The organism is Patescibacteria group bacterium (genome assembly GCA_041665365.1).
Classification (GTDB): domain Bacteria; phylum Patescibacteriota; class Patescibacteriia; order UBA9570; family UBA9570; genus UBA9570.
The window spans coordinates 81929-107574 of record JBAYIY010000001.1 but is presented as its reverse complement, the minus strand read 5'-3'; the positions used below and the strand labels follow the sequence as shown (position 1 = coordinate 107574).

The 25646-nt window shown below is 41.6% G+C and carries 27 protein-coding genes and 1 tRNA gene; 24 read left to right on the top strand and 4 right to left on the bottom strand.

The genetic code is table 11. From position 1 onward, the window contains the following. The first annotated feature begins 1 nt into the window (after nt 1). The 8 genes from WCV88_00560 to WCV88_00525 all read left to right on the top strand — a co-directional run bounded on the left by WCV88_00560 (nt 2) and on the right by WCV88_00525 (nt 7118). Nucleotides 2–1045 carry a 3-deoxy-7-phosphoheptulonate synthase gene (locus WCV88_00560; protein MFA6474675.1) on the top strand — a complete coding sequence of 348 codons (1044 nt, stop codon included), beginning with the start codon at nt 2–4 and terminating at the stop codon, nt 1043–1045. Beyond that, nucleotides 1035–2111 carry a 3-dehydroquinate synthase gene (gene aroB / locus WCV88_00555; protein ID MFA6474674.1) on the top strand — a complete coding sequence of 359 codons (1077 nt, stop codon included), beginning with the start codon at nt 1035–1037 and terminating at the stop codon, nt 2109–2111. The genes WCV88_00560 and aroB overlap by 11 nt, the downstream gene beginning before the upstream one ends. Nucleotides 2112–2114: 3 nt before the next feature. After that, nucleotides 2115–3119, top strand: coding sequence for a chorismate synthase (gene aroC / locus WCV88_00550; GenBank protein ID MFA6474673.1), 1005 nt, complete (start codon nt 2115–2117; stop codon nt 3117–3119). Nucleotides 3120–3121: 2 nt separating this feature from the next. Continuing rightward, nucleotides 3122–3691, top strand: coding sequence for a prephenate dehydratase domain-containing protein (locus WCV88_00545; protein ID MFA6474672.1), 570 nt, complete (start codon nt 3122–3124; stop codon nt 3689–3691). Between the two features lie 8 nt (nt 3692–3699). Beyond that, complete coding sequence (locus WCV88_00540) at nt 3700–3948, top strand: chorismate mutase (protein ID MFA6474671.1); 249 nt, start codon at nt 3700–3702, stop codon at nt 3946–3948. Between the two features lie 21 nt (nt 3949–3969). Next, on the top strand, nt 3970–5151 hold the full coding sequence (locus WCV88_00535) for an aminotransferase class I/II-fold pyridoxal phosphate-dependent enzyme (protein MFA6474670.1): 1182 nt from the start codon (nt 3970–3972) through the stop codon (nt 5149–5151). A 138-nt stretch (nt 5152–5289) separates the two neighbouring features. Next, nucleotides 5290–6396 carry an ABC transporter permease gene (locus tag WCV88_00530; protein ID MFA6474669.1) on the top strand — a complete coding sequence of 369 codons (1107 nt, stop codon included), beginning with the start codon at nt 5290–5292 and terminating at the stop codon, nt 6394–6396. A 5-nt stretch (nt 6397–6401) separates the two neighbouring features. Next, complete coding sequence (locus WCV88_00525; GenBank protein MFA6474668.1) at nt 6402–7118, top strand: ABC transporter ATP-binding protein; 717 nt, start codon at nt 6402–6404, stop codon at nt 7116–7118. A gap of 42 nt (nt 7119–7160) precedes the next feature. Here WCV88_00525 and WCV88_00520 read toward each other — a convergent pair whose 3' ends face one another. Both WCV88_00520 and WCV88_00515 read right to left on the bottom strand, forming a co-directional pair. Next, nucleotides 7161–8693: a B12-binding domain-containing radical SAM protein gene (locus WCV88_00520; protein ID MFA6474667.1), complete on the bottom strand. Its 1533-nt coding sequence runs from the start codon at nt 8691–8693 to the stop codon at nt 7161–7163. Nucleotides 8694–9053: 360 nt separating this feature from the next. Beyond that, nucleotides 9054–9356 carry a hypothetical protein gene (locus WCV88_00515; protein MFA6474666.1) on the bottom strand — a complete coding sequence of 101 codons (303 nt, stop codon included), beginning with the start codon at nt 9354–9356 and terminating at the stop codon, nt 9054–9056. Nucleotides 9357–9498: 142 nt separating this feature from the next. On the opposite strand from WCV88_00515, the gene WCV88_00510 reads away from it, so the two are divergent. Further along, complete coding sequence (locus WCV88_00510) at nt 9499–10443, top strand: glycoside hydrolase family 6 protein (protein MFA6474665.1); 945 nt, start codon at nt 9499–9501, stop codon at nt 10441–10443. Nucleotide 10444: 1 nt separating this feature from the next. Here WCV88_00510 and WCV88_00505 read toward each other — a convergent pair whose 3' ends face one another. Then, nucleotides 10445–11302, bottom strand: a complete 858-nt coding sequence (locus WCV88_00505) for a hypothetical protein (GenBank protein MFA6474664.1) — start codon at nt 11300–11302, stop codon at nt 10445–10447. Between the two features lie 62 nt (nt 11303–11364). On the opposite strand from WCV88_00505, the gene WCV88_00500 reads away from it, so the two are divergent. The 15 genes from WCV88_00500 to WCV88_00430 all read left to right on the top strand — a co-directional run bounded on the left by WCV88_00500 (nt 11365) and on the right by WCV88_00430 (nt 24135). Beyond that, complete coding sequence (locus WCV88_00500; protein MFA6474663.1) at nt 11365–12069, top strand: DNA alkylation repair protein; 705 nt, start codon at nt 11365–11367, stop codon at nt 12067–12069. Between the two features lie 24 nt (nt 12070–12093). After that, nucleotides 12094–12167: transfer RNA gene (locus tag WCV88_00495), tRNA-Val, on the top strand. Between the two features lie 81 nt (nt 12168–12248). Beyond that, nucleotides 12249–12416 (top strand): hypothetical protein, encoded by a 168-nt coding sequence (locus WCV88_00490; protein MFA6474662.1) that lies wholly within the window; start codon nt 12249–12251, stop codon nt 12414–12416. After that, complete coding sequence (locus tag WCV88_00485) at nt 12416–12916, top strand: RusA family crossover junction endodeoxyribonuclease (GenBank protein MFA6474661.1); 501 nt, start codon at nt 12416–12418, stop codon at nt 12914–12916. The genes WCV88_00490 and WCV88_00485 overlap by 1 nt, the downstream gene beginning before the upstream one ends. 7 nt (nt 12917–12923) lie before the next feature. Continuing rightward, nucleotides 12924–13376 carry a 23S rRNA (pseudouridine(1915)-N(3))-methyltransferase RlmH gene (locus WCV88_00480; GenBank protein MFA6474660.1) on the top strand — a complete coding sequence of 151 codons (453 nt, stop codon included), beginning with the start codon at nt 12924–12926 and terminating at the stop codon, nt 13374–13376. After that, the gene (locus WCV88_00475; protein ID MFA6474659.1) at nt 13340–14614 is read left to right on the top strand and encodes a TRAM domain-containing protein; all 1275 of its coding nucleotides are present in this window, start codon (nt 13340–13342) and stop codon (nt 14612–14614) included. Before WCV88_00480 ends, WCV88_00475 begins: the two co-directional genes overlap by 37 nt. Before the next feature lie 104 nt (nt 14615–14718). Continuing rightward, nucleotides 14719–18057 (top strand): S8 family serine peptidase, encoded by a 3339-nt coding sequence (locus WCV88_00470; GenBank protein ID MFA6474658.1) that lies wholly within the window; start codon nt 14719–14721, stop codon nt 18055–18057. After that, nucleotides 18057–18521, top strand: coding sequence for an NUDIX domain-containing protein (locus WCV88_00465; protein ID MFA6474657.1), 465 nt, complete (start codon nt 18057–18059; stop codon nt 18519–18521). Before WCV88_00470 ends, WCV88_00465 begins: the two co-directional genes overlap by 1 nt. Nucleotides 18522–18543: 22 nt before the next feature. Next, nucleotides 18544–20151, top strand: coding sequence for a hypothetical protein (locus WCV88_00460; GenBank protein ID MFA6474656.1), 1608 nt, complete (start codon nt 18544–18546; stop codon nt 20149–20151). Between the two features lie 21 nt (nt 20152–20172). Beyond that, nucleotides 20173–20949: a hypothetical protein gene (locus WCV88_00455; GenBank protein MFA6474655.1), complete on the top strand. Its 777-nt coding sequence runs from the start codon at nt 20173–20175 to the stop codon at nt 20947–20949. Continuing rightward, complete coding sequence (locus WCV88_00450; GenBank protein ID MFA6474654.1) at nt 20946–21506, top strand: non-canonical purine NTP pyrophosphatase; 561 nt, start codon at nt 20946–20948, stop codon at nt 21504–21506. The genes WCV88_00455 and WCV88_00450 overlap by 4 nt, the downstream gene beginning before the upstream one ends. Next, on the top strand, nt 21503–22846 hold the full coding sequence (locus WCV88_00445) for an MBL fold metallo-hydrolase (protein ID MFA6474653.1): 1344 nt from the start codon (nt 21503–21505) through the stop codon (nt 22844–22846). The genes WCV88_00450 and WCV88_00445 overlap by 4 nt, the downstream gene beginning before the upstream one ends. A 37-nt stretch (nt 22847–22883) precedes the next feature. Continuing rightward, nucleotides 22884–23216, top strand: coding sequence for a hypothetical protein (locus WCV88_00440; GenBank protein ID MFA6474652.1), 333 nt, complete (start codon nt 22884–22886; stop codon nt 23214–23216). Then, entirely contained in the window at nt 23180–23575 is a 396-nt protein-coding gene (locus tag WCV88_00435) for a riboflavin kinase (protein MFA6474651.1), read from the top strand. Before WCV88_00440 ends, WCV88_00435 begins: the two co-directional genes overlap by 37 nt. Continuing rightward, a complete protein-coding gene (locus tag WCV88_00430) occupies nt 23560–24135 on the top strand; it encodes a riboflavin synthase (protein ID MFA6474650.1) in 576 nt (191 codons plus the stop codon). Before WCV88_00435 ends, WCV88_00430 begins: the two co-directional genes overlap by 16 nt. On the opposite strand, the gene WCV88_00425 is transcribed toward WCV88_00430, so the two are convergent. Beyond that, entirely contained in the window at nt 24092–25606 is a 1515-nt protein-coding gene (locus tag WCV88_00425; protein ID MFA6474649.1) for a HAMP domain-containing sensor histidine kinase, read from the bottom strand. The two genes, WCV88_00430 and WCV88_00425, sit on opposite strands and share 44 nt — an antisense overlap. Nucleotides 25607–25646: the final 40 nt, after the last annotated feature.

Below are 25646 nucleotides of genomic sequence, written 5' to 3'. Positions count from 1 at the left end.
TATGAACATAACTGTTATAAAAAAAATTCCAACACCCGATGAAATTATTCAACTCTATCCTTTATCTGAACAGGGACACGAACGCGTTGTTAAAGATCGGCAAGAAGTACGTGATATTATCTCTGGTCAGGATAAACGTTTATTGTTGATAGTTGGTCCGTGTTCGGCTTGGCCAAAAGAGGCCGTGCTCGAATATGCTACGCGGTTAAAAAAAGTCGCTGATAATGTTAAGGATACAATTAAAATTGTGATGCGCGTATATATTCAAAAACCGCGCACCACCAAAGGTTGGACAGGGCCGGTTAATCAACCTGATCCGTTTGCTCCATCGGATATTACTGCGGGGATAAAATATTGTCGTAGCTTGATGGTAAAAATAATTGAGCTGGGTTTACCGATTGCTGACGAGGCTCTATTTACACACAATGCCAAAGGGTTTGTGGAACTATTAAGTTGGGTAGCGATTGGGGCACGCAGTGTGGAAGATCAAGAACATCGGGTGTTTGCTTCCGCCGTGGAATGCCCCGTGGGTATGAAAAATAGTACCACTGGTTCAATCGCCATTGCCGTTAATGGTATTATTTCTGCCCAGTATCAACACAATGCGGTGTTTAATGGCTACCAAGTTGAAACCAACGGTAATCCGTATGCGCATTTGGTGTTGCGGGGAAAAACCAGTGGGCCCAATTATGGCGCCGAATATATTCATGAGGCAGCCGCTTTGTTCGCCAAAGCTAAAATTCAAAATCCGGCCATAATAATTGATGCGAGCCATGATAATTGTTTAGTGAATGGGGTGAAAGATTGTACGATGCAACCGATGGTGATTAAAGAAACACTGGCGACGATGAATGTTAATTCAGAATTAAAAAAACTAGTAAAAGGTTTTATGGTCGAGAGTTTTATCAAAGAAGGCAAACAAAACTTAGATGCTTTAAACACTAATACAATTGATCGATCTGGTTTGTCCATTACTGACCCGTGTTTGAGTTGGTTTGACACAGAAAAATTAATTTATGATATGACAAAATTATATGTTGCTTAATATAAAAACTACTAATGTTCGTATCTATCCAATTATTATTGGGTCAGATTTGGATAGCAAACTAATCAAACTTATTAAACAAGTGAAGGCTGAGAAGTTAGTGATAATTACTGATGAACATTTAGCCCATAATCAGGGAAGTAAATTATTAAAACAACTTAAAACGACCAAGTTAAATGTTGATATGATAGTTATACCGGCCGGAGAAACCAACAAAACTCAACCTCAAGTTACTAAACTGCAACATACTTTATTAAAAAAACACTACGGTCGGGATACGCTCATTATTGCCTTAGGTGGCGGCGTAGTGGGGGATTTAGCCGGTTTTGTGGCAGCCACCTACTTACGCGGTGTACCATATATCCAGGTACCAACTACCGTTTTAGCCATGGTGGACGCTTCGGTGGGTGGCAAAGTGGGTATAGATACTGTGTATGGTAAAAATACCATCGGTGCTTTTTATCAGCCAGTTGGCGTGATTATGGATATGAATCGTTTGCGTGGTTTGCCGCACACACAACAAGTCAGTGGATTAATAGAAGCTCTAAAAACATTTTTAACCTCCGATCGAGCAGCTGTTAAATTAATAATTAATAAATATAAATTAGATAAAATAATTTCGCGATCGGTGAAAATTAAGTCGGCTATTGTGATGAGAGATGAACATGAAAGTAACGAGCGGCGGGTGATAAATTTTGGCCACACTATCGGGCATGCTTTAGAAAAAATGTCTAAGTATACACTGCCGCATGGTTACGCGGTTGGTTATGGCATTATTGCAGAATGTTCAATTGCGCAAGCACTGGGAATTTTGAGTGAAAAAGAAAATTTGGCGATACAAAAAATCTTGCAAAAATTTGGTATTACCAAACAAATATTTAGTAAGTATTCTGCCCGAGAAATTATATCTGTTACGCATTCTGATAAAAAAGTTCAAGCCGGTCTGGTTTATTATATTTTACTTAAAAAAATTGGTCAGGTCTATAAAGTGAACGGTCAGTATGCACACCCAGTGTCTGATAAAGTAGTGTTTAAAGTACTAACTCAATTAGGTTGTAAACCATAAATTATGCCAGGCAATTCATTTGGACAACTTTTCAAAATCACTACGGCGGGCGAATCTCATGGTGGTGCGATTAGTGTAATCATCGATGGGTGCCCACCTCAACTAAAATTAAGTGAGGCCGATATTCAAATAGAGTTAGATCGACGGCGACCGGGTCAAAGCAATATTACCACGGCGCGCAACGAGTCTGACACGATTCATATTTTGTCTGGAGTAACTGACGACCAAACTACCGGTACACCAATTTTGTTGCTGGCTTATAATGAAGATCACAAATCAGAAGATTACAACCATCTCAAACAGGCTGTTCGGCCGGGTCATGCCGATTTAACCTATCAACAAAAATACGGTCTGCGCGAATGGCGTGGTGGCGGTCGAGCCAGTGCTAGGGAAACATTAGCCCGTGTCGCGGCCGGAGCGATTGCTAAAAAGTATTTACGAGAAAAGTTAGGCGTTGAAATTTTAAGCTATGTGGAGCAAGTGGGCGATATTAAAACTAACATTGATTTTAATAAAGTGTCCCTGACAGAAATTGAATCAAATATTGTCCGTTGTCCAGATCAGGTGACAGCTAAAAAAATGATTCAACTGATTGAAACAGTTAAAGCTGAAGGTGACTCGTTAGGTGGTGTGATTAGGGGAGTAATTAAAAACGTGCCAGCTGGTTTAGGTGAACCCGTGTTTGATAAACTTCCGGCCGATTTAGGTAAAGCCATGTTGAGTATCAATGCTGTGAAGGGTTTTGAAATCGGCTCTGGTTTTGCTGGTGTGACACTGAGAGGAAGTGAATATAATGATAAATCAAATAAACAAGCCGGTGGCACATTGGGTGGGATTTCCAATGGTGATGATATCAATTTTCGTGTCGCGTTTAAACCAGTGGCGACAATTGGTAAGATTGGTCGGCATGATCCATGTGTGTTACCGCGCGCTGTACCAATCGTTGATGCCATGGCCGCTCTGGTGATTATGGATCATTATTTAAGACACAAAGCCCAAAATTTATAATTATGATGGAAGTGATAAAAAAAATTGCTATCTCAGGTGATGCGGGAAGTTTTTCTGAAGAAGCCGGTCATTTATACATTGAGCGTGAAGGTTTAACAGCCGAACTGGTTTATGCCATTGATATGGAAGGAGTATTAGCCCGGTTAGAACGAGGCGAAGTCGAAGTTGGTTTGTTTCCAGTCGTGAACTCACAAGGTGGTCTAGTACGTGAAGCCTTTGAGGCAATGGGCCGACATAATTTTACTTTAGTAGATGAACTTTGGTTAGAAGTGCAACAATGTTTGTTAGTGTTACCGGGCTTAACCAGAACCGAGATAAAAAATATTGCGACTCATTCGCAAGCTGTTTTACAATGTCAGCGTTATATTAAGCGTGAATTTCCAGCAGTAAATGTAATCGAGTGGGCCGATACCGCCAAAGCCGCGCGTGATCTTAAGGCTGGTTTATTACCAGCGGCTACAGCGGTGATTGCTCCAGCTCGGGCGGCGGGATTATATGGCTTAAAAATTTTAGAACGCAATATTCAAGACATGCGGCCAAATTTAACGACGTTTATAATTGTGAAGAAATAATTAATGGCATGTTAGCTATATGGCGGTCTGATATAGAAAAAATAGATCAAAAGTTGATCAAACTGATAGGTCAGCGTTTGACGATTGGTAAGCAAATTCAAGACTATAAAAAACTACACAACTTGCCGGTATTTGATGCAACCCGAGAACGTCAATTATCTGATAATTATGATTTATGGATAAAAAAAGCCAAGATAGAAAATCCCGGCTTAATTAAAGATATTTTGTATAAATTAATTGCCGAGATAAAAAAATAAGCTAAAAAAATAATCCCACTTATGCCTTTTACCACGCACTTAAATTTAGCCGAGTCCGCTACTGTGGCGATGAATAGTTTAGCGGCGGAAAAAAAGGCTAAAGGTGAAAGAATCTATAATTTAAGTGCCGGTGAACCAATGTTGCCACCTCATGCTGCTATGTGTGTGGCCGCTGAACAGGCGATACAAGCTGGAAAAACGCTTTATCCACCAGTGGCAGGCGTTCCGGAATTACGCGCGGCAGTAGCTAGCTGGATGAACACAACTTATCACACTAATTTTTCTAGCCAAGAAACTCTCGTAACCTGCGGCGGCAAGTTTGGTATTTATGCCTTACTGCAAAGTGCGATTAGTCAGGGTGATGAAGTGATAATTATTTCACCATACTGGGTGTCTTATCCGGCTCTGATAACTTTGTTTGGTGGTAAAAGTATTATCGTTGAAACTAAGATAGAAAATAATTGGCAACTACCAATAGCAGAAATAAAACAAAAAATCACTGCTCGTACCAAAATGATTATTATTAATAATTGTAATAATCCCACCGGTGTTGTGTATAAACCTGAAGTGTTACATGATTTAGTGACCTTAGTGAGAGAGAAAAATATTTTATTATTATCGGATGAGGTTTATAGTGGTTTAACATATCAAGATGAATTTGTGTCGGTCGCATCTTTTCCTGAAGTGCAGACTAGTAAAGAAAATATTGTTGTGATTCAAAGTTGTTCAAAACATTTTGCCATGACCGGCTGGCGCGTGGGGTTTGTGTTTGCTGACACTGCTGTGATCAAAGTCTTAACTAAAATTCAAAGTCAAAGCACCACTGGTACATCTAGTATTAGCCAGTATGCTGCTTTAGGTGCACTGAATCAGGCAAACACTATTATGTTGGATGTAAAAACTACCATGCAAAAACGCAGAGATGTTTTTGTGAGTGAGTTTAATAAATTATTTGGTTGTAACATTCCAGCTCCAGCTTCCGGTTTATATTGTTTTTTCCCATTAAAAATAATTGGTGTTATGAACATTTTATCGGCAGAATTTTGTCAGCGCGCCTTATCTGAAGCCGGTGTAGCACTAACACCGGGCAGTGCGTTTGGTAAAGAAGGTTATGTTCGAGCTTCATTTGGAGCCGAAGAGGCAGAATTAATTGATAGTTTACAAGTACTTAATAAATGGATCGTTAAAAAGATGAGTATTTAGAAAATTAATCAAGTAGAGACGTGCCGGTGGCACGTCTCTACTTGATTAATTTAAAACCTTTAGTTTTTCAATAATATGTATGAGCTGCATACTTCTTTCATTTGTGTATGAGATAAGTGTAGTGCTAAACTAATAACCATGACACCAACAGCCATAATTGCCGGACGAAATTTACTTGGTGAAAAGGGGAGGCTCCTGATCACAGTCGGCGGGGTTGGGTTTGCTGTGATGCTTATTTTGCTGATGGTGGGTTTATATCAGGGTTGGAACACACAAATGACTCGGTTTCTGGGAAGTATTCCAGCCGATTTATGGGTTGGTCAAACCGGTAGTGGTGACATGAGCCACACGATTTCTATTCTACCCAGCACGGCACAAGCCACGCTTGAGGCACAACCGGATGTTACACAAGTGGCTCCATTTGTTGGACGACGAGTTAACATAAAATTGAATGGATCAGACCAACATTTATACCTGGTTGGGATTGATCCAACACAATTCGTCAAACCGTATAAATCCGTTTATGGGACAACTTCACCAGGTACGAACGAGATTATTATTGACGAAGCCTTTGCTACCGATCAAGGTTTAGCCATTGGTGACACGCTCGACATTTTAGACAAGACTTTCAAAATTTCCGGTATCAGTTCCGGTGGTCATGTGTTGGTGTTTAGCTATGCGTTCGTGACCATGGATGATTTGGTTGATCTGACAGAATTTAATGGGTTTGTTAATTACTTTCTAGTGCGGTCTTCTAATATTCAACGATCAGAAGATGCGATCGTGCAAGCGTTAACTGGCGTGGAAGCAATTGATCGGGAAGATTTTTCTTTACGCAATTCAGCTATTATCCGAGAAGCGTTTTTGCCCATTCTTGGTGTACTGGTTATTGTGGCAGTGGCGATCGGCATTGCCATAATCGGTTTGATGATTTTTACCGCCACACTGGAAAAGCGTCGCGAATATGGTGTGTTAAAAGCCATTGGTTATACGAATAGTCAGCTGTTTGTGATTGCTCTGGTGCAGTCGTTGGTGGCTGGAGTGATCGGGTTTGTGGTGGGCAGTGTGTTAGCTCCCATCGTGGCAGAAATTGCCGCCAAGTTTGTGGGTGGGTTCATTTATGATCTTGGTGTGCGCGAGCTGGCGGTGGTGGGAGCCGGAACATTGGTGATGAGCGCTGTGGCGGCATTGCTGCCATTGCGAGTGTTGGTATCAATTGATCCGGCTGATGTCTTTAAGGCGTAATATCTATGGCTAATATATTAGAGGTAAAAAACTTAAAGAAAATATTCGCTGCCGGTAAGCCAGCCGAAGTGCGCGCTGTCAACGGCGTGGATTTTGCCGTTGGAGCCGGTGAGATTGTTATGATTATGGGTCCATCGGGTAGTGGTAAAACAACTGTGCTAACTATGATCGGCGGATTACTTACACCAACATCCGGCAGTGTGCACTGGCAGGAACAAGATGTCTATGCTTTACGCTCCAATGCGCGCACGGCTGTGCGGCGAGAACAAGTTGGGTTTATTTTTCAATCGTTTAATTTATTAGAAAATTTAAGTGCCTTGGAAAATGTTATGGTGGCTGGTTTTACTGTCACCAATCGTCGAGAACGAGCTGAAGAACTTTTGCGTAAGCTGGGTCTAGCACACCGCTTGCACGCCAGGCCAAAAGATCTATCCGGTGGTGAGCGCCAACGGGTGGCGATAGCACGAGCTATGATCAATGATGCGGCGTTAATTCTGGCCGATGAACCAACCGCCAATCTTGATCGCGCTAAAGGGCATGAAGTAATGATGCTGTTATGTTCATTAGGTTGTGAACAAAAAAAGAGCGTGGTGATTGTTAGTCACGATGAGCGCATCAAAGATGTGGCGCATCAGGTGTTGTATATCGAGGATGGCAAATTAGTGCGTACTGAACCAGGTAACCACAATCAAGTCTGTACCATGAAACATCATAGTTTTTAAAAAAATAAGCCGTCAGAGCACTCGAAGTGGGAGTGATAACGGCTAGAGACGACGCTCAGCTGCGATGAGCCGCGGCACCACCACCTCGCGCGTGTAGGCGAAGAAGTGGTAACCACTCGCGGCGATCGCGATCGCCCGACCGAAGTTGGCCGGGTTGTTGAACGTCACTTGAAGAATGAACCGCCAGTACGCCAGGCGGTAGGGTGCGAGTACTCCTTGCCACCAGAACGATCGGAACACTGCGCCGACTTCCTGCCAGGTGTACGGCCGATGTACTCGCGGCGTCCACTCTCGCAGGCCACGAGCGGCGCGGGCGAAGAATCGGCTCGGGTTGTAGATCTGTTGGAGCAGCTTTCGGTACCCAGCCACGAGTTGGCGCTGGGTCATGCGCAGCGGGATCACATTCGTTTCCGCGAACTGATCCCCACTGTCATCGGTGCGTAGCCGACCCTCCTGCGCCAGGCGGTCGTACAGCGGCGTGCCCGGAATCGCCATCAGCATTCCCACCATGGCGAAATCCACAGCACACTTTTCGACGAACTCCACTGTGGCATCGAAGCAGTCAGGTCCATCGGAATCGAACCCGACGATGAACCCACCATATACCAGCAACCCATGTTGCCGGAGTACGGAGACAGCCTGAACCGGGTCGATCTTGAGGTTCTGGTGTTTTTTTGCACCCTCGAGTGCCTCTTTTGAAGGCGACTCGAAGCCGATGAACACCGCGAAGAACCCAGCCGACACCAGGTAGTTGACCAGTTCCGGCATATCGGCCAACCGGATGTCCGCTTCCGTGTAGAACAGAAACGGAAAGTGGTGCGACAGCTGCCACGCCACGATCGTATCCAGAACAGGCATCACGGCGTAAACATTGCCGATGAAGTTATCATCGACGATGAATACATTGCCTTGAAAACCAGTTGCATATACGGCGTCGAGTTCAGCGCGAGCTTCTTCGGTGGACTTGTACCGTGGTCGATTCCCGTTGAGCATTCGCACGTTGCAGAATTCACACCGGTGTGGACAGCCCCGCGATACCTGAATCGACAGCGACGTGTATGCGGACACGTCGAGCAAGTCGAAGCGGGGAACACGACAGTATCCCAGATCGGGGAAAGCGTGGGCTCGATACGTTGCCCGCAGAGCACGGCTCCTCAGGTCACTCACGAGCGTGGCGAGAAGGGTTTGATCTTCCAGTTCTCCGATCACCCTGGTGTCAGCGTCAGTCAGTTCAGAAGCATCCGGCGAGGAGCTCACGAACGGTCCTCCGACGATGGTCTTCACACCGATCGCGCGACACCGTGCCAGAACCTCCTTCATTGAATCACGATGGATGATCATCCCCGTGAGCAGAACGTAGTCTGCCCACTGAAGATCTTTATCCGTGAGGGTTTCGATGTTGAGATCCACCAGTCGATACTGCCACTGGCGTGGCAACAGACCGGCGACAGTGATGAGAGGCAGCGGTGGAAGCGCGGCGCGTGCACCAAGGAACTTTACAGACTCCTGGAACCCCCAGTACGAGGGCGGAGTGAGCGGTTGGACCAAAAGAATCCTTGGAGTTTTAATGAACATGAGAATCTCCTGAGGTTTATTCTCTATTTCAAATCCTAGATGATATATAATACTTAAGCAAATGGATCGCTGAACAAATGAGAATCAAAAAATCAAACAAGTAGAGACGTGCCGGCGGCACGTCTCTACTTGTTTGATTTCAAATTTTTATCCTTATAAAACCATTCATAGATTCCATAACTCCAACTAATTGTGTAAATGAAACTAACAAAAAAAATACCCCATTGTTTATTTTCCCACGAAGTAATATACCAAAAAGGCTGTGCTAGAAATCCAGCCACAAAACCCCACTTATTCTTTTTCGCAACAAGAACAATGGCGGCTGTTCCCAAAATAAATATAGCTATCTGTGAGATAGTATTAATCATTGATAAACAAACTATGAAGAAGCACAAAAAGAATTGCTAATATACCAGTTATAAATGATATATATACCAATATGGTGTAGTCTTTGTATTTTAATAAGGCCACTATGCCAGTAATAAAGGCGATTAATTCTGTTAGTGAGGCAACAAACAAAGTTACATCCCACCATTTCCAATCAAAAGACCAACCACCAATCACAACTAAAAGAATAGACACAGTAATTAATAAAAAGAAAAGAATATTTAAACCGATGGATATTTTACCTAAAATAGTTTTTGGCATTAAAGTTGTTGTCATATATTTGTATATTATACATGGTAAATGGATCACTGAGAAGATGAATCATTTTTTGATCTCATGTAGAGACATGCCATAATTTGTAGAGACATGCCATGGCATGTCTCTACATGAGATCAAATGTATGCTATATACTATTATTATGAAATTAATTTCAATTATCAGTTGTGTTGTGACTGTTCTGGTTATAGGTAATATGGCTCAGGCTAAAACTGATCCTTTAACCGGGTGGTCTTTTTATGTTGATCCAAACTCGAATGCCAAACATCAAGTGCGCGCGTGGCGAGAAACGCGACCGGATGATGCGAAACAATTACGGAAGATGGCGCGTGAACCGCAAGGAAAGTGGTTGGGTGAGTGGATCAATCATCCCAAGACAGAAGTCGCGGCCTGGCGTAAGGCAGCTAAACAAGTTAATGAAGTGCCAGTGTTTGTTTTATATTATATTCCACAACGAGATTGTGGCTCATATTCGTCTGGTGGAGCATCGAGTGAAACCGTTTATCGTGACTTTGTTGATAAAGTTGTGTCTGGTATTGGTAATAATAAATCTGTGGTAATAGTTGAACCGGATAGTTTAGGCGCAGTATCGTGTTTAACCAAACAGGAAAAAAAGCACCGTTATGCTTTAATCAATTATGCCGTGCAGGCTTTAAAAACCAATGCACAGACTATTGTGTATATCGATGCGGGTAATCCAAATTGGGTTCCGAAAAAAACCATGGCCAAAAGATTAAACCAAGCGGGAATTGCCTCAGCTGATGGGTTCGCTTTGAATGTATCTAATTTTTATAAAACAAAACGGAATAAAAATTATGGTGCCCAATTATCGGCGTTAGTCAACAATAAGCATTTCGTGATCGACACTAGCCGCAATGGTCTTGGTCCAACCAGTGATTATGCTTGGTGTAATCCACTCGGTCGGGCATTAGGGCGTGTACCAACCACTAATGTTAAGAATCAATTAGTTGATGCTCTTTTATGGATTAAACCACCCGGCGAATCCGACGGTGAATGTAATGGTGGCCCAGCCGCCGGTGTGTGGTGGGCGGAGTATGCGTTAGGATTAGCGCAACTGGTCTTATAAATTAATTTTTTGGTGGCGCAAACGGATTATCGAGCATGGCTTGATCATGGGCTTTGTCTGATGGATTGATTATTTTTAATGGAGCCGGTCTGGTTGATGGAAAAGTACTGTCAATCAAGGCACGTAATTCTGCTAGATATCTGATATCCTTGGTCAGCTTGGGACGAAATTTAAATGTAGCCTGATTAATGTTTTTGGCGTCTATGTTTGAAAGCGGTAGATCCGTGACTAACTTTGGAAAAATCCGCACCATTCCGACATACTCCTCAACCCATTGCAGAATTTTACTAACATCCTGTGAGTCGGGTTTAACGGATAATTTGGATAATACCTGCTGATACATAGCGTCACCAATTAAATAATCTGGAAAATCTTTCATTCCAAGAGTGCGTGCATCCTGTATTTCATACAACGGAAATTGCCCTTTATTCGTTAAGGTTGCCTGGGCGCCATTTAAAGCCTGTTGTGCCATAACGTCAACTGGTAAAGATTCTGTCAATGTGTCTGTGCTGGCAGATACCGCTCGTACTCCTCGAATAAATTCAGCGGTTCGAACAGCGCTGGTAGGATCAATCTTATGTTTTTTAATAACAGACTTAATATTATCCAGTTCTCGATCTATCGCTTGTTGTAATAATTCTGGAGATACAATTAAAGGTCGACCACATAACGCATATAGTACACAAATATCGTTGAGCAGATCAAAATCTGGGGCAGGCCGTGTTAAACTTTTACCAAGTGCCTGTTCCATATCAGTCCAAGCAGTTTCTACCATATCACGGTCTGGATCAAACAAGGTTTTCCCAATTTTAATCGGGTCTTGTTCTGTTCTGCGTAGCTGATCAAATGGGCTTGTCATGGACACACTATCTCAATATTTTATTATATTGACAAGAGGTGAATTTGGTTTAGAGTGCAGGTATGCTAACCGCTAAACAAGTGCAGCAAGCTTTACAAAAAGTTAGTTCAGCTAAAAAAGCTGCAGCCTCTGCGTGGTTTTTTAAGACAGGGAAGGGGGAGTATGGTTACGGTGATAAGTTTCGTGGTGTGACTGTGCCAGAAGAACGGCAAATAGCCAAACACTTTAAAGATTTACCGCTAACAGAAATTATTAAACTATTGCAGTCACCTTGGCACGAGGATAGATTAACGGCGATATTTTTATTGGTTTATCAATTTCAACAGGGTGATAAATTAACTCAAAAAAAGATTTACGAAACATATTTGGGCAATACTAAATATATTAACAACTGGGATATTGTTGATAGTTCTGCGGCGCAAATTGTGGGTGGATATTTAAAAGATAACCCACTACCAGTTTTAACCAAATTAGCCAAATCAAAACTAATGTGGGAGCGCAGAATTGCCATGATTGCCACTTTATACACTATCAAACAAAATCAACCTGACCCGGCTTTACAAATTGCTAAGATACTATTAAAAGACAAAGAAGATTTAATACATAAGGCGGTTGGTTGGATGTTACGCGAAGTTGGTAAAAACTGTTCCAGTGCCATTGAATGTGACTTTTTGGATCGTTATGCCAAGATCATGCCACGAACGATGTTGCGTTATGCCATAGAGCGTTTGCCTGAAAAACAACGCTTGAACTATTTACACAGTTAGTGATATACTCGTCTCGCTAACTAAGGACATATAGCTCAGTTGGTTAGAGCGCTACATTCACACTGTAGAGGTCTCTGGTTCGAGTCCAGATATGTCCACTGTAGGACTATTGTGGATTTATCCACAATATAATCAAGTCAGTCTTGATTTTTTTTTAAAATCTGTTAATATCTGACTATATGCTAAAAAAACCTGTAACATTTATAGCTAGTCATATTGAAAATCAACCGATGGTAATTGATTTTTATACGAAAGAAGGTAAATTTGTAGAACCTACAACTGTGAAAAAAGAAAAAACTAAAGCTGGTATTAACCTTTATGTTGAATCTGTTAGAGAGAAAAGATAATGTCAAAGAAATATAAAATTACTGGCGTTGATCTTGATTTCGGTATTGGTCAAATTATCCCAGCTACGCAAGAAGCTTATCAAGTAGATCAGTTTTCTGGTCAAACTCGTAAAATCGAGAAAGAATCATTAGGTGTGTTTAAACACACAATTAATGGTTACCTAGATAAAAAATTAGCAGATAGTCAACAATTTCCAACCAGTCAAGAACTGTTTGTGTTTGTTATTCAATATTTTGCCAGCACTAGAGAATATCAACGGCGCGATATAGATAATATGGCTAAAACTATTTTAGATGTATTGAAACAAAGATGTTATTACGATGATAGTCAAGTTAAAACGTTATTAGTTGGTAAAAAAATAGAAAAGCGCGTCCCGCAAAATTTTGCTTATGTTGCGATCAAAATGTTACATACGGAAGATGTTGATGCCATGAAAATTTCTGGTTTAGAAAGATCGGTTACTATGTTTCAAGAATTGAAAAGCAAAGGTGTACTTTAATGGATACATGTTTAGTTTCCATATCATTGCTGTCTCCCAAAACTCGGCCGACGAATATATAAAACGTCTGGCGGGGTTAGCGAAGTTAAAAATCACTTTAATAAAACCGGTTAAAGTGACCGATATAAAATTACGCGATAAAATAATCACGCTAGAAGGCGAAAAAATCTTATCGGCTTTAACACCAGAAAGTTTTGTGGTTATTTGCGATCAATTTGGAAAATTATTTACCACTGTTGATTTTCTTAAACAAGTTGACATCTGGTCACAGCAGCACACGCAAACTATTACTTTTATTGTCGGTGGCACACTTGGATTAAGTGCGGCTGTTAAGCAAGCGGCGCAGGCAAATCTGGGTTTGGCCAAGTGGACACTACCACACGATTTAGCCAGCATCGTGTTATTAGAACAACTATATAGAATATGCACTATTCAAACGGGAAAAACTTACCATTATTAAAAAATGTGCCAATTGAAAAATTGGTGTTTGGTGGACAGGGCATGGGTCATTTAGATGGTAAAGTTTATTTTGTTTGGAATGCATTACCGGGAGAAACCGTCACTGTGCAAGTGACGCGCCAGAAAAAATCTTTTTGTGAAGGGTATGCCACAGACATTATTTCCCCGGCACCGAATCGAATCACACTACAAGAAGAGCATGCTCTATCTTGCAGCCCCTGGCAGATCATGACACCCATTGCCGAAAAACTTTGGAAAATACAATTAGCCAAAGATGCCTATTATAAATTCTTAAGCGAGATTGATTTAGTAGAAGATCCTGCCCAGTACTATGGTTACCGTAATAAAATTGAGTACAGTTTCACGCACACCGCTACCGGTGAATTAACCTTCGCGTTTTTTAAACGATGGAGTCATTGGCGTTTACCCATTCACACCTGTCAGTTAGCCAGTGCCGCGATAAACCAAAAAGCCGAACAAGTGCTAGCCTGGTTAAAAACTTTACCGGTGACTGATCATAATCTCAAAAGTTTAATTATCTTATCGAACGAGCGTGGCGAAACTATTGCCGGATTATTTGTGCGCGATGAGGGTTTGCCCTTAGCCAATGAGCTGGGCGTGGTAGTGTATTATTCTAACCCGCGTAGCCCCGCTGCGGTGCCAACTAAATTATTACATCCAGGCGAGACAATTATTACAACCCATGTATTAGGCGTGCCCTTACAACATGATCTCTTAGGATTTTTCCAAGTTAATGTACCAATTTTTGAACAGGCATTAACTACGATTAGTCAGTATGTGAATGACGGTAGTGAGGTAATAGATTGTTATGGTGGCGTTGGAGCCATAGCTCTACCACTTCATCGCAAAATAAAAACAGGTGTGATTATTGACAGTAATCAATCAGCGATTATTTCGGCACAAAATACAATTCAACAATTAGATATCAAAAATTTTTCAGCTCAGTGTGTGCCAACAGAAAATATTTTAGATATTTTTAACCAAAATCAGACGGTGATACTAGATCCTCCCCGGGCTGGGCTACATGATGATGTCACGGCTCGTTTATTAGAAGTAAAACCAAAACGCATTATCTATCTATCATGTAACTTATCTACCCAAGCCAGAGATGTTGAGCGGTTATTAACTGGCTACAAGATTATTGACGCGAAACTGTTTAATTTTTTCCCCAGAACGCCTCACATTGAAGGGTTGATTGTATTGGATAAAATCATGTAGAGACGCGATTAATCGCGTCTCTACATGATTTAAATAGACAGTCTGTTAAATTTTTAGTATAATTGATTCATTATTCGTAATTTTTATTTTAAACAAAAACCCATATGTCAAAACGTTTATGGCTGGTAGCATTATTCAGTGTGATTATTCCAATCAGTGTCCAAGCTGGTCCATGGCAAGACAGCGCTACCACGCCAAGTAATCAGGCTAGTTTTGCGTCGGATCATGTGGTGGTAAAATACAAAAATGGTACCACTGAGCGGGTACCAGTAGCGGCCGGTAGTAGTGTATTGGATACTATTAAACATTGGTCCAAACAATCTAATGTGGCTTTTGTTGAACCGGATGGTTTAGTACGGGCGCTCGGGCAGACAACCTCCTGGGGTTACGATCAAGTGCAAGCCGCTGCCGCTGCCACCACCAATGGTGCCACTGGTGCCGGCATCATTGTGGCTGTGGTTGATACCGGAGTTGATTATTTGCATGAAGATTTAGATGCCAACCGGTGGGTGAATGTTGGTGAAACAGCCGGTAATGGTGTGGATGATGATGGTAATGGTTATATTGATGATTATTATGGCTATGATTTCATTGGTAGTTTGTACACAGCGGTGACTCCAGATAATGATCCAGAAGATGAGTATGGTCATGGTACACATGTGTCCGGAATTATTGCCGCCGAAAATAACACCGTTGGGGTGCGTGGAGTGGCCTCGTCCGCTACGATTATGCCGGTAAAGGTATTAGATTCTAGTGGTTATGGCTATGACAGTACCATTGCTGATGGCATTCATTACGCAGTAGATAACGGAGCCAATATTATAAACTTAAGTTTGGGTACTGCCATGGCTTCCAATACCATGAAAGCCGCCATTGATTATGCTGAAACCAATGGTGTATTAGTAGTGGCGGCGGCTGGTAATAGTTACAGTTACACCATACCGTCTTATCCAGCGGCCTATGCTTCAGTAGTATCGGTTGGTTCAACGAATGAAGATGGTTATAAATCAGATTTCTCGAATTGGGGTAAAGTCAACGTTATCGCTCCAGGTGAAAGTATATCATCTTCCATTCCTGGTAATAAATACGAAAAATATTCCGGTACTTCGATGGCGTCACCACATGTGGCCGGGGTAGCGGCTTTAATTATGCAAAAGTTTAGTACCACCAACCCACGCGCTGTGCGGCAAATTTTGCAAAATACCGCCGATGATTTTGGTTCAATTTCTGGGGTTGATTATTTATCCGGTTACGGTGCAGTGAATGCGTTAGATGCAACTGGTACACAGACGGCTTCGGCTATATTATATGCTGACACCGGTACATTGGTAACAGATGGTAGCGCTATTGCTAATTTAACAGTCTCAGTACGTGATGCCTCTAATGCAGCCGTAGTGGGAGATACAATTAGTTGGTCAACTTCCGCCGGTACACTTTCAACTAGTAGTTCAACCACCGATGCGAATGGTTTAGCCACCATTACCTTAACAGCAGACGATGTAACCGGTTTAGTCACCATAACAGCCGATCCAGCCACCACGGCAGTGGCTAGCCTGCAATTGGCCTTATTAAGCGATGTGCCGACGGTCACGACAGTTGGATTACAACCAATTACTACTTCAGACAGTGGTGACGTTTTATTGCCAGCCACTAATGACAAACCAACTGGGGGTGACAGTAATGGTGATACCACTAGTGATATTGCTTCTTTTACCAATCAATTTGCGGCCGGTGATGATGTTACCATGTGGGCGTATGTTACCGAACATGATATAGAAGCCCATGATGTTACTCTCACCTATAGTGTAACTGATCCTGACGGCACAGCTGTAGCAGATTTATCCGGAACCTCAGCACAACTAGCTGTGGGATTGGATTATTATGGCATGTTCTATCTTCCACAAACTTCCTGGACATCTATTCCATTAACCATTCCAGCTGAAGCTGTCAGCGGAGAGTATACTATTTCCATCACAGCCACCGAGGATGACACCAGTGAAAGCAGTACGCACACAGGCAAATTTTGGGTAGGTGAGGGGCCGAAAGTACTAGTAGTGGATAATGACGGTTATTGTTATGATGCACCAATTGAAGGTTTATCCTACGGCGGTGCAACACATTGTGTTGGGGCAGCCGATAGAATAGTGACGGCGTTAGACAACTTAGATTATAACGCAATGGTGTGGAATGTGACGAAATTGGGCACCCCGGCGGCTGATGTCATGTCACAATATCCAGTAGTGATTTGGTTAGATGCCACTTTTTCACCGGGTGATACTACCGCTATGCAGTCTTATTTAGATGCCGGCGGAAATATGCTGATATCATCGGAATCATTAGCCAGTTCGTTAGGTGCGCCGAGTGACTTTGGTTGGAATTATTTGCATGCCCAGTATGTTTCGACAATTTATGAACCAGCTACCGTGGTTGGCACAACAACCTATTCGATTGATCCATATGTTATTTCCAGTTCTGGCACGCACGCCAATTATTCCGTGGATGAATTAACCGTGAACACGGCTGATGATGCTGAGAGTATCTTTAACTACACGTTAGGTAAAGGGGTTGATAAATCAGCCGGCGTACAGGTGGATAATGATACTTATCGGTTAATGTATCTCAGTTTTGGCATCGAAGGTATTAATGATTCCGGTACAGCCACCTTGGATAATTTTCTCAGTGGAGCCATGTCTTGGTTGCGCGGTACTAAACCAACGATTAGTTCAGTCCGAAGTAACAAATTCACCAACAGTAAAGATCGCACCATTACGATTCATGGTACTAATTTTCAAAAAGTTGGCACCACTAAAGTTAAATTACGTCAGAAATTATTAAATGATGTAGTAGTAGAAAGTAGAACTAAAATCACCGCTACTGTACCAGCTGGCATGGGGGCGCGCCGGTATAGCGTAAAGGTTGTTAATCCGGATGGTCGAAAAGTAACGCGTGCCAATGCAGTACGCATCACCAGTGGTGGTCTGTATGTGGGCAGTCTCTCGACCAATTTTGTGTCTAATAACGTTGAACGTGACATTACCCTAACCGGACAACACTTCAAGCATAATGCCACCGTCTGGATTGGTAAAACTCAGTTGAGTAATGTGACCTGGAATGATTCCACCTCTCTAACTGCGAAGGTTCCGGTGGCATTTAAGTCAGGTTCGTATACTGTTAAGGTAAAGAATCCCGCTGGGACAGTGGCTAGTAAAAAACATTTTATCGTGCGGGTTGGTTTTACCAAAGATCTCAATCTCAATGATGTTGATAAAGAAATTACCGCTTTAGAAAAACGTTTGAAAAAGGCCAATTATTTTACCGGTCAGCCAGACAAAACCTTCGACGGAAAAACTGAGGAAGCCTTACTGCATTATCAAACGGACAACACCTTAAGCATCAGCGGTAAACTTGATGCTAATACCAGATTATATCTCAATACCAACTAATGATTGCGTGTACCTTCGAAAATAATAACACAGCCAATTTGAGGCATGTCGTAGTTGATGCCCTCATGATTAAGGAAAGTAAGATTCTACTGGTGAAGCGCGCTGACCATCTGCGGGCTGGCGGTAAATGGGCCATCCCGGGTGGTTATGTAGAGCGTGACGAAACCACTTTAGAAGCGATTATGCGTGAAGTATTGGAAGAAACTGGCTACACCAGTGAAATAGCCGAATTACTCACCGTGCTCGATACGCCAAACCGTGCCGGTGATGATCGACAAAATGTTAGCTTTGTGTTTATTGTTAAACCCATTGAAAAAATTCATGAACCAGATGATGAAGTGACCGCTGTGCAATGGTTTGATCTGGATAAATTACCAGATAAAGCCGATATGGCCTTCGATCATTTAGAGATTATTTGGGAATATCGTTTAGGGAAAGATAATGAAACTAGACAAACCGATTAAATAATGTTACTTTGACGCCCATATGCCTGAGGCGTCGTCATATACAATACCGCTCAGTGTGCAACGTTTGGTCAAAGCGGCCAAGCGCGAAACGGCACACCGAAAAGATATCGAGGTATTACCCAAATTCAAAATTACTGAAGCCATCAGCCGGTTGGCTTTTGTGTATGAAAAAGTGCGTAATGCCCTAGATTACAAAGAGGAACATTTGTTGATTAAATCTACTATTGTTCGGATTTTAAAACGCCGGTTTGTTCCCGGAGTAGAGCCAACCTCAATTGCGAAGCCCCTCATTGTTGAACTGATCCGGGGTGGTTATATTAGGAACAATACACTGCCGGAAATTGTCATCGGAGATGTCGAGAAAGTTTTGGTGAAGTATGCCAATTTTTTAGGTCAAGCCATACCTGCCTTAGAAGGTCGGCAACGCGAGGAGACTTTTGATTGGTGTATTACCATGTTGGCTTGTGAAATTGAAGAAGTGTTACTGCCATCGCCGCACAAAGATGGCATGATTGAGTTTTTTTATACCACCATGTTGGAACGGATTGATATTTTATCCAAACGAATTACCGAAGATGAACGTAAAGTATTAATCTACACCGCTGTTTTAAAAGCCTATCCGCAGTACGATGTTGATTTAACATCCTATAATTTATTACGGTTTTTTTATCCGGATTGGAAAGAGGGGAATCCAGACACGGTTAAACGGGTAGCCCGAAATGTATTGAATGTGCAAGCGACGATTGCTAAACAAATTGCCCATCCGTTGGAAGAAAAATTGATCCGGCAGATGCGTAAAATCAATATCATCTTTGTGGTATTGTCTGATTGGTTACTGAAAACCGAAGATCCCATGGTGATTTTACAAAATCCAGACAAACTTACTGAAGTAATTGAAGAGGCGACTAATCAACGGTATAAAGAAGTAAAAACAAAATTAAGACGAACCAGTTTGCGCAGTATTATTTACATTTTTGTCACTAAAATGTTTTTGGCCTTAATTGTTGAATTACCTTACGATTTACTAGTTTACGGTCATCTAAATTATATGCCGCTGGGGGTCAACATTGTTTTTCATCCCTTATTATTATTTGTGATTGCTTTGGCAGTGCACATTCCGGCCAAAGAGAATACCTTAAAGATTATCGAGGGTATAAAAGATCTCGTTTATAGTTATCAAGGAAAAGATATTGTTTATCGCATTCGGCCGGCCACGGCACGCAATTGGTTTGCCAATGGTTTATATACTCTATTTTATTGGTTAGCTTTCTTAATTACGTTTGGTGGTTTAATCTTGGCGTTAATGGCGGTGCATTTCAACTGGCTCGGGATCGCTTTATTCCTGGTGTTCTTAACTTTGATTAGTTTCTTTGGTTTACGGGTCCGCCAAATGGCCAAAGATTTAGTGGTGTTAGATAAACGCGATAGCTTGCTCAGTGCCATTATCGATTTCTTTTCCATTCCAATTGTGCGCTCCGGGCGCATGCTCTCAGTTAATTTTTCGAAAATAAATATCTTTGTCTTTATCTTAGATGTCATCATTGAAGCCCCATTTAAATTGATCGTCGATGTGTTTGAAGATTGGTTTGCCTACATGCGCGAGAAGCGCGAAGAGATTTACGATTAAAGTTGTGCTATACTGATACCTATGAAAGTAGTCATCAGCGGCCTACAAAAACTCGAGCTGGCTCGGTATATCAAGCAGCATTATCCTAAAGATATACAAATAGTTAAATCCAAGCCGGATTTTGTGTTGTGTTATGGTGGTGATGGTACTTTACTATATGCCGAGCGCCATTATCCCATGGTACCGAAGGTGATGATTCGGCATAGTCGCGTGTGTCAAGCGTGTGCCCGCACTGCTCCTGAAGTTATTTTGCGTTTACTGGTACGAGGGCAATATAGTTTACAAGAACAAACCTTACTGGAAGCCAAGTATAATCAACAAACCATTTATGGTTTAAATGATATTGTGGTCGCACATGCTTCCGCAAATAGTGGTTTGCGCTATCATGTTTGGATAGATCACGAACCATTTGGTGATGAGATGTTAGGTGATGGTGTAGTGGTATCTACTCCACTAGGTAGTGCCGGATATTTTCAAAGTATTACGCATAGCACCTTTAAACAAGGCATGGGTGTAGCCTTCAATAACTCAATTGCTCCATTAAGTCATTCGATACTACCGGTAGATTCAATAATAAAAATTCGCGTGGATCGTGGGCCAGCTTTATTGGTGAGTGATAACGATGACAGAATTATCACCGTGCCAGATCGGGATACTGTCACGATTCGTCAATCGCATCGGTCAACTTTACTGGTATTTTTTTCAGGCAAAGCTAATAAACGTTATAATATCGGGATTGGAGAAAATCGTGTACCACTGTGTGTTTGTCAAATGTGCGGTAAGCTGATTAAGCCATGATTAGGTTGGTTACCAGTAATCCGCTCAAGGCACTAGAAATTAGTCAGGCCTTGAAACCGTATGGCATTGGCCTTAAACCTGAAGCCATAGAAATAGATGAAATCCAAAGTTTATCGATTGAAGCAGTAGTGCGGCATAAAGTTGAACAAGCCTATAATCTAATAAAGGCACCAGTGTTAGTCGATGATACTGGTATTTTTTTTACTGGTTATAAACAGTTTCCCGGTGTGTTATCGCGCTATGTAGCGATGAGTTTAGGGTTTAAGGGTTTGTTTAAACTAATAAAGTCTGGCCAGCACGCCTATTTTTGTAGTTACATCGCTTTTAAAGCCTCAGCTCGAGCTAAGCCGGTGGTGTTCAGGGGAGTTTGTCGAGGTCGATTAGTGCGAACGATTCGTGGACCACGAAAAATAACCATGCCGTATGATAATATATTTATTCCCACTGGGGATAGCAGGACGTTTGCTGAAATGGGGGTAACGGATAAACAAAAGTACGATCATCGCGCCAAAGCCGTGCGTTTATTTGCCAAATATTATCAACAACACTATTTATGAAAATAACTTTTCTCGGCGCTTGCCACATGGTGACAGGCTCGCAGTATTTACTGGAACAAGATAACACCAAATTGCTCGTCGATTGTGGCATGATTCAAGGAGAACAATTTACGGATGATAAGAACTATGACAAATTTGCCTTTGATCCCAGTGGCGTGGCAGCCATTTGTGTGACACACGCGCATATTGATCATTGTGGACGCATCCCGCGTTTGGTGCGCGAAGGCTTCCAAGGAAAAGTGATCGCCACCTTACCGACGTTAGATTTAGCTGCTCTCATGTTGGAAGATAGCGCGCATGTAATTCAATTAGACGCCGAACAAGCTGGTTACCCACCACTCTATACGGCCGAAGATGTTTTAGCGACCACCGCTTTGTTTAATGGTGTAAAGTATCATGAGCCAGTCACCGTGGGGCCATTTAATATAGAATTTTTTGATGCTGGGCACGTGTTGGGTTCAGCCTTTATTAAAATAACTGCTGGTGGTAAAAGCATAATCTTTTCTGGCGATGTTGGTAATCCACCGGTGCCGTTACTAAAACCAACTGAACCCCTACCCCAGGCTGATTATATGGTAATGGAATCAACTTATGGTCAACGCGCCCATGAACCCGGCCGCGAACGTAAATTATTACTGTCTTCAGCCATCTACGAAACTATCACCATGAAAGGGACATTATTGATTCCAGCTTTTGCGCTAGAGCGCACCCAAGAAATTTTGTATGAACTTAATGGTTTGGTAGAAAATAAAGAAATTCCACCAGTGCCAATTTTCATTGATAGCCCACTAGCCATCAAAGCCACGAGAATTTATCCTAAATATAACGATTGGTTTAATCAAGAGACACAGTATTTGCTAGAGAAAGGGGACGATGTGTTTAAATTTAATGGGTTAAAGTTTACTACAACCAGCGAGGAATCTCGTGCGATTTTACATGTGAAGGCGCCCAAAGTTATTCTGGCTGGTTCCGGCATGATGCAAGGCGGTCGCGTACGCTTTCATGCTAAAAATTATTTACCCGATGCCAATAATCAATTATTAATTGTTGGTTATCAAGTGAAAGGTTCTTTGGGTCGACAATTATTAGACAAAGCCAGAGAAGTTACCATCGATGGTGATCGCGTACCCGTGCATGCCAAAGTACGCGCCATCGGAGCCTATTCCGCCCACGCCGATCAACCCAAGTTAGTAAATTGGGTGCATACTATGCCTAACAAACCGCAACACATTTGGTTAACTCACGGCGAACCAGAAAATGCCGAAATTCTCGCCGGTGTTCTCCGCCGCCGCGGTCAAACCGTCAGCCTGCCAGAAATTGGACAAAGTGTTGAACTTTAGATATACTATCTATATAATTAGTATTAAAAATCAAATTATGGCCAACAAAGGTTCTCTCGTATTAGGTACAACATTAGGAGTCGGTGCAGTTTTAGCCGCTGGAGTAGCAGCGTATTTTTTTGGACAGACCAAATCTGGTAAATTGACTGCCAAAAAAATTAAAGATACTGCGATTGATTTATCGAAAGATATTAGTAAACGCGTGCATGTTATAAAAAAGATTAGTCAAAAAAAGTATGATGAAATTGTGGAGCAAGTTGTCGATGAATATGCGGCACAAAAGAAAGTTGGTACCGGTACGGTAAAATCTCTAAAACGTGATCTTAAAACCCATTGGAAACTAGTGCAGCGCGAACTGAAGCGCAAGTAGTTCAGTACACTATAACCGGAGACGTCCAGCCGCATCGTGGGCGAGGACGTCTTTTAGGTGTACCGACTTTGAATATACCCGTAACGGCATCTATTCCAGACGGTGTTTATGCCGGCTTTGTTTTGAAAGAGACACATAAATTTTCGGCCGCCATTTTTATTGGTGCGGCCATTACTTTTAATGAAACCGAGCGTCAAGCTGAGGCGCACATTCTTGATGGTAGTGTTGATATTACTGGTCGAGTTGAATTTCGTTTAACAAATTTTATTAGAGCCAATCAAGCTTTTTCTGATGGTGAGAGTTTGCAGAACCAAATGCAGCTTGATATTAAAGCTATAAAATTATGTTTACAGGCATAGTAAAAGAACTGCTCAGCATTAAATCTATTCAACACGGTGATGTTTTGACAGTGACATTGACTAAACCGAACTGGGGTGAAGTTACGGTTGGAGAAAGTATTTTATTAAATGGGATATGTTCTACTATAACGTTAATTACAGATAGTTCTTTCACAGTAGAATATATGGCCGAAACTATGAAATTAACTACAGTATCTAGTTGGCGCGTTGGAGATAAAATTAATGCTGAACCGGCTTTAACTTTAACTACGCCTTTATCTGGTAATTTGGTTTATGGACATATTGATGGTGTTGGAAATGTATTAGCAAATAATGCGAACTTAACACTACAATTACCGAAAGAGTTCATGGAATATATTATACTCAAAGGAAGTCTGACAATAGATGGTGTAAATTTAACAATATCATCAATCAATGATGATCGAGTGTCAGTTAGTTTAATACCTCATACAAAAAAAACTACCACCCTAAGTAGACGGTTAGTGGAGGAACTGTGTAATATCGAACTGGATTATATTACGAAGGTGATTGTGTCACAGGTAAATCGAAGAAAAACGTAGTCCCGATATTTTCTTCAGATTCAAACCAAATTTTGCCGTTGTGTTTGGCAACAATATCTTTGGCTAAAAATAAACCTAAACCGCTGCCTTCAGTAATAATCTTTAACACGTTGGGCGCGCGAAAGAATTTAGTAAATACTTCCGCTTGTGATTTTTTCGGAATACCAATGCCATGATCACGAATTGAGCCATGAATTGTGTTACCATGTTTGCTTAAAGAAACCTCAACACTGCCACCTGTTTTTGAATATTTAATGGCATTATCAATGAGATTGTTTATGGCCATACTAATTTTTTCAACATCAACTTCTGTTAGTAAGGCACCGGCTGGTTCATGAATTAAATTAACAGTGACCGTTTGATTTTTGGCTAATTGGGCTAAAGCGGTAATTTGATCCTGACAAATTTTTACCAGGTCGGTATGGACAAATTTATAAGTAAAACGTTGTTCTTCAATTTTAGTAACATCCAACAAATCATTAATCAACAAGATCATACGATTAATATTTTCCAGAGCATTACCCATGTGGTGTTTTTGTTGCTCGGATAAATCACCCATATCGCCGTCATACAACATTTGACTCACCCAACGGATGCCAGACATCGGGGTGCGTAATTGGTGCGCCGCAATCGAGAGAAATTCAGATTTTTGGCGATCCAGTTGTTTGGTTTTTTCCAATTCTTCTTCGAGGGCCGCCTGGCTCTTTTGAATATTCTCAGCCATGGTATTAAACGTTTTGGCAAATAATCCTAGTTCGTCATTATGAGTGATAGTAACACGGTGAAATTCACCCTTACCAAAGGATTGCACCGCGGCTGTTAATTTTCGAATCGGCTTAGTAATATTGTTAGAAACAAACAACCAGACAAATATTATTACGATCACCACAAAAACTAACACCCCAAACAGATAATATTGCGTTTGGTTAACAGTTTTGGAAATGGTATCACCAGTTTCAGTCACTTGAGCGGTGGTTTGATCGGTAATCGTCGTTTCGACAAAATTATTAAACTCAGCGCGTGAGGTATTTAGTTTGGCTAATTGTTTACTGATATCCTCAGACGGTGCCTCACTTTCATATAAAGTGACTAAACTATCGGCTTGATTATATATATCCAGCAGTTTATCGTTGAATTTTTGCGTAAACTCAAAATCGGCACTAGTTTGAGATAATTGAAAGAGGCGATATTCGGTTTGAATGGCTTGATTAAAATGTTCCTGATACAGAGTTTTACTTGTTGGATCACCCGTGGTGATATAGGTATACACCGCTAGCATACCCACGTGGACATCATCTTTTAGTTCGGCTGTAGTTACCACACTAGGGAAGGAATAATCCTGAATGGTGGTAAAGGTATTTCTAAAATCTAAGACGGTAGTAAAAGTAAACGCCCAGGAGTTAACAATCAGTATGACTAAAACAACAAATATAGCTAAAATCTTTGTGGTTACCTTAATGTCTCGAAACATGTGATAAAGTATACCGTAAATATATCTAATATGCTACACT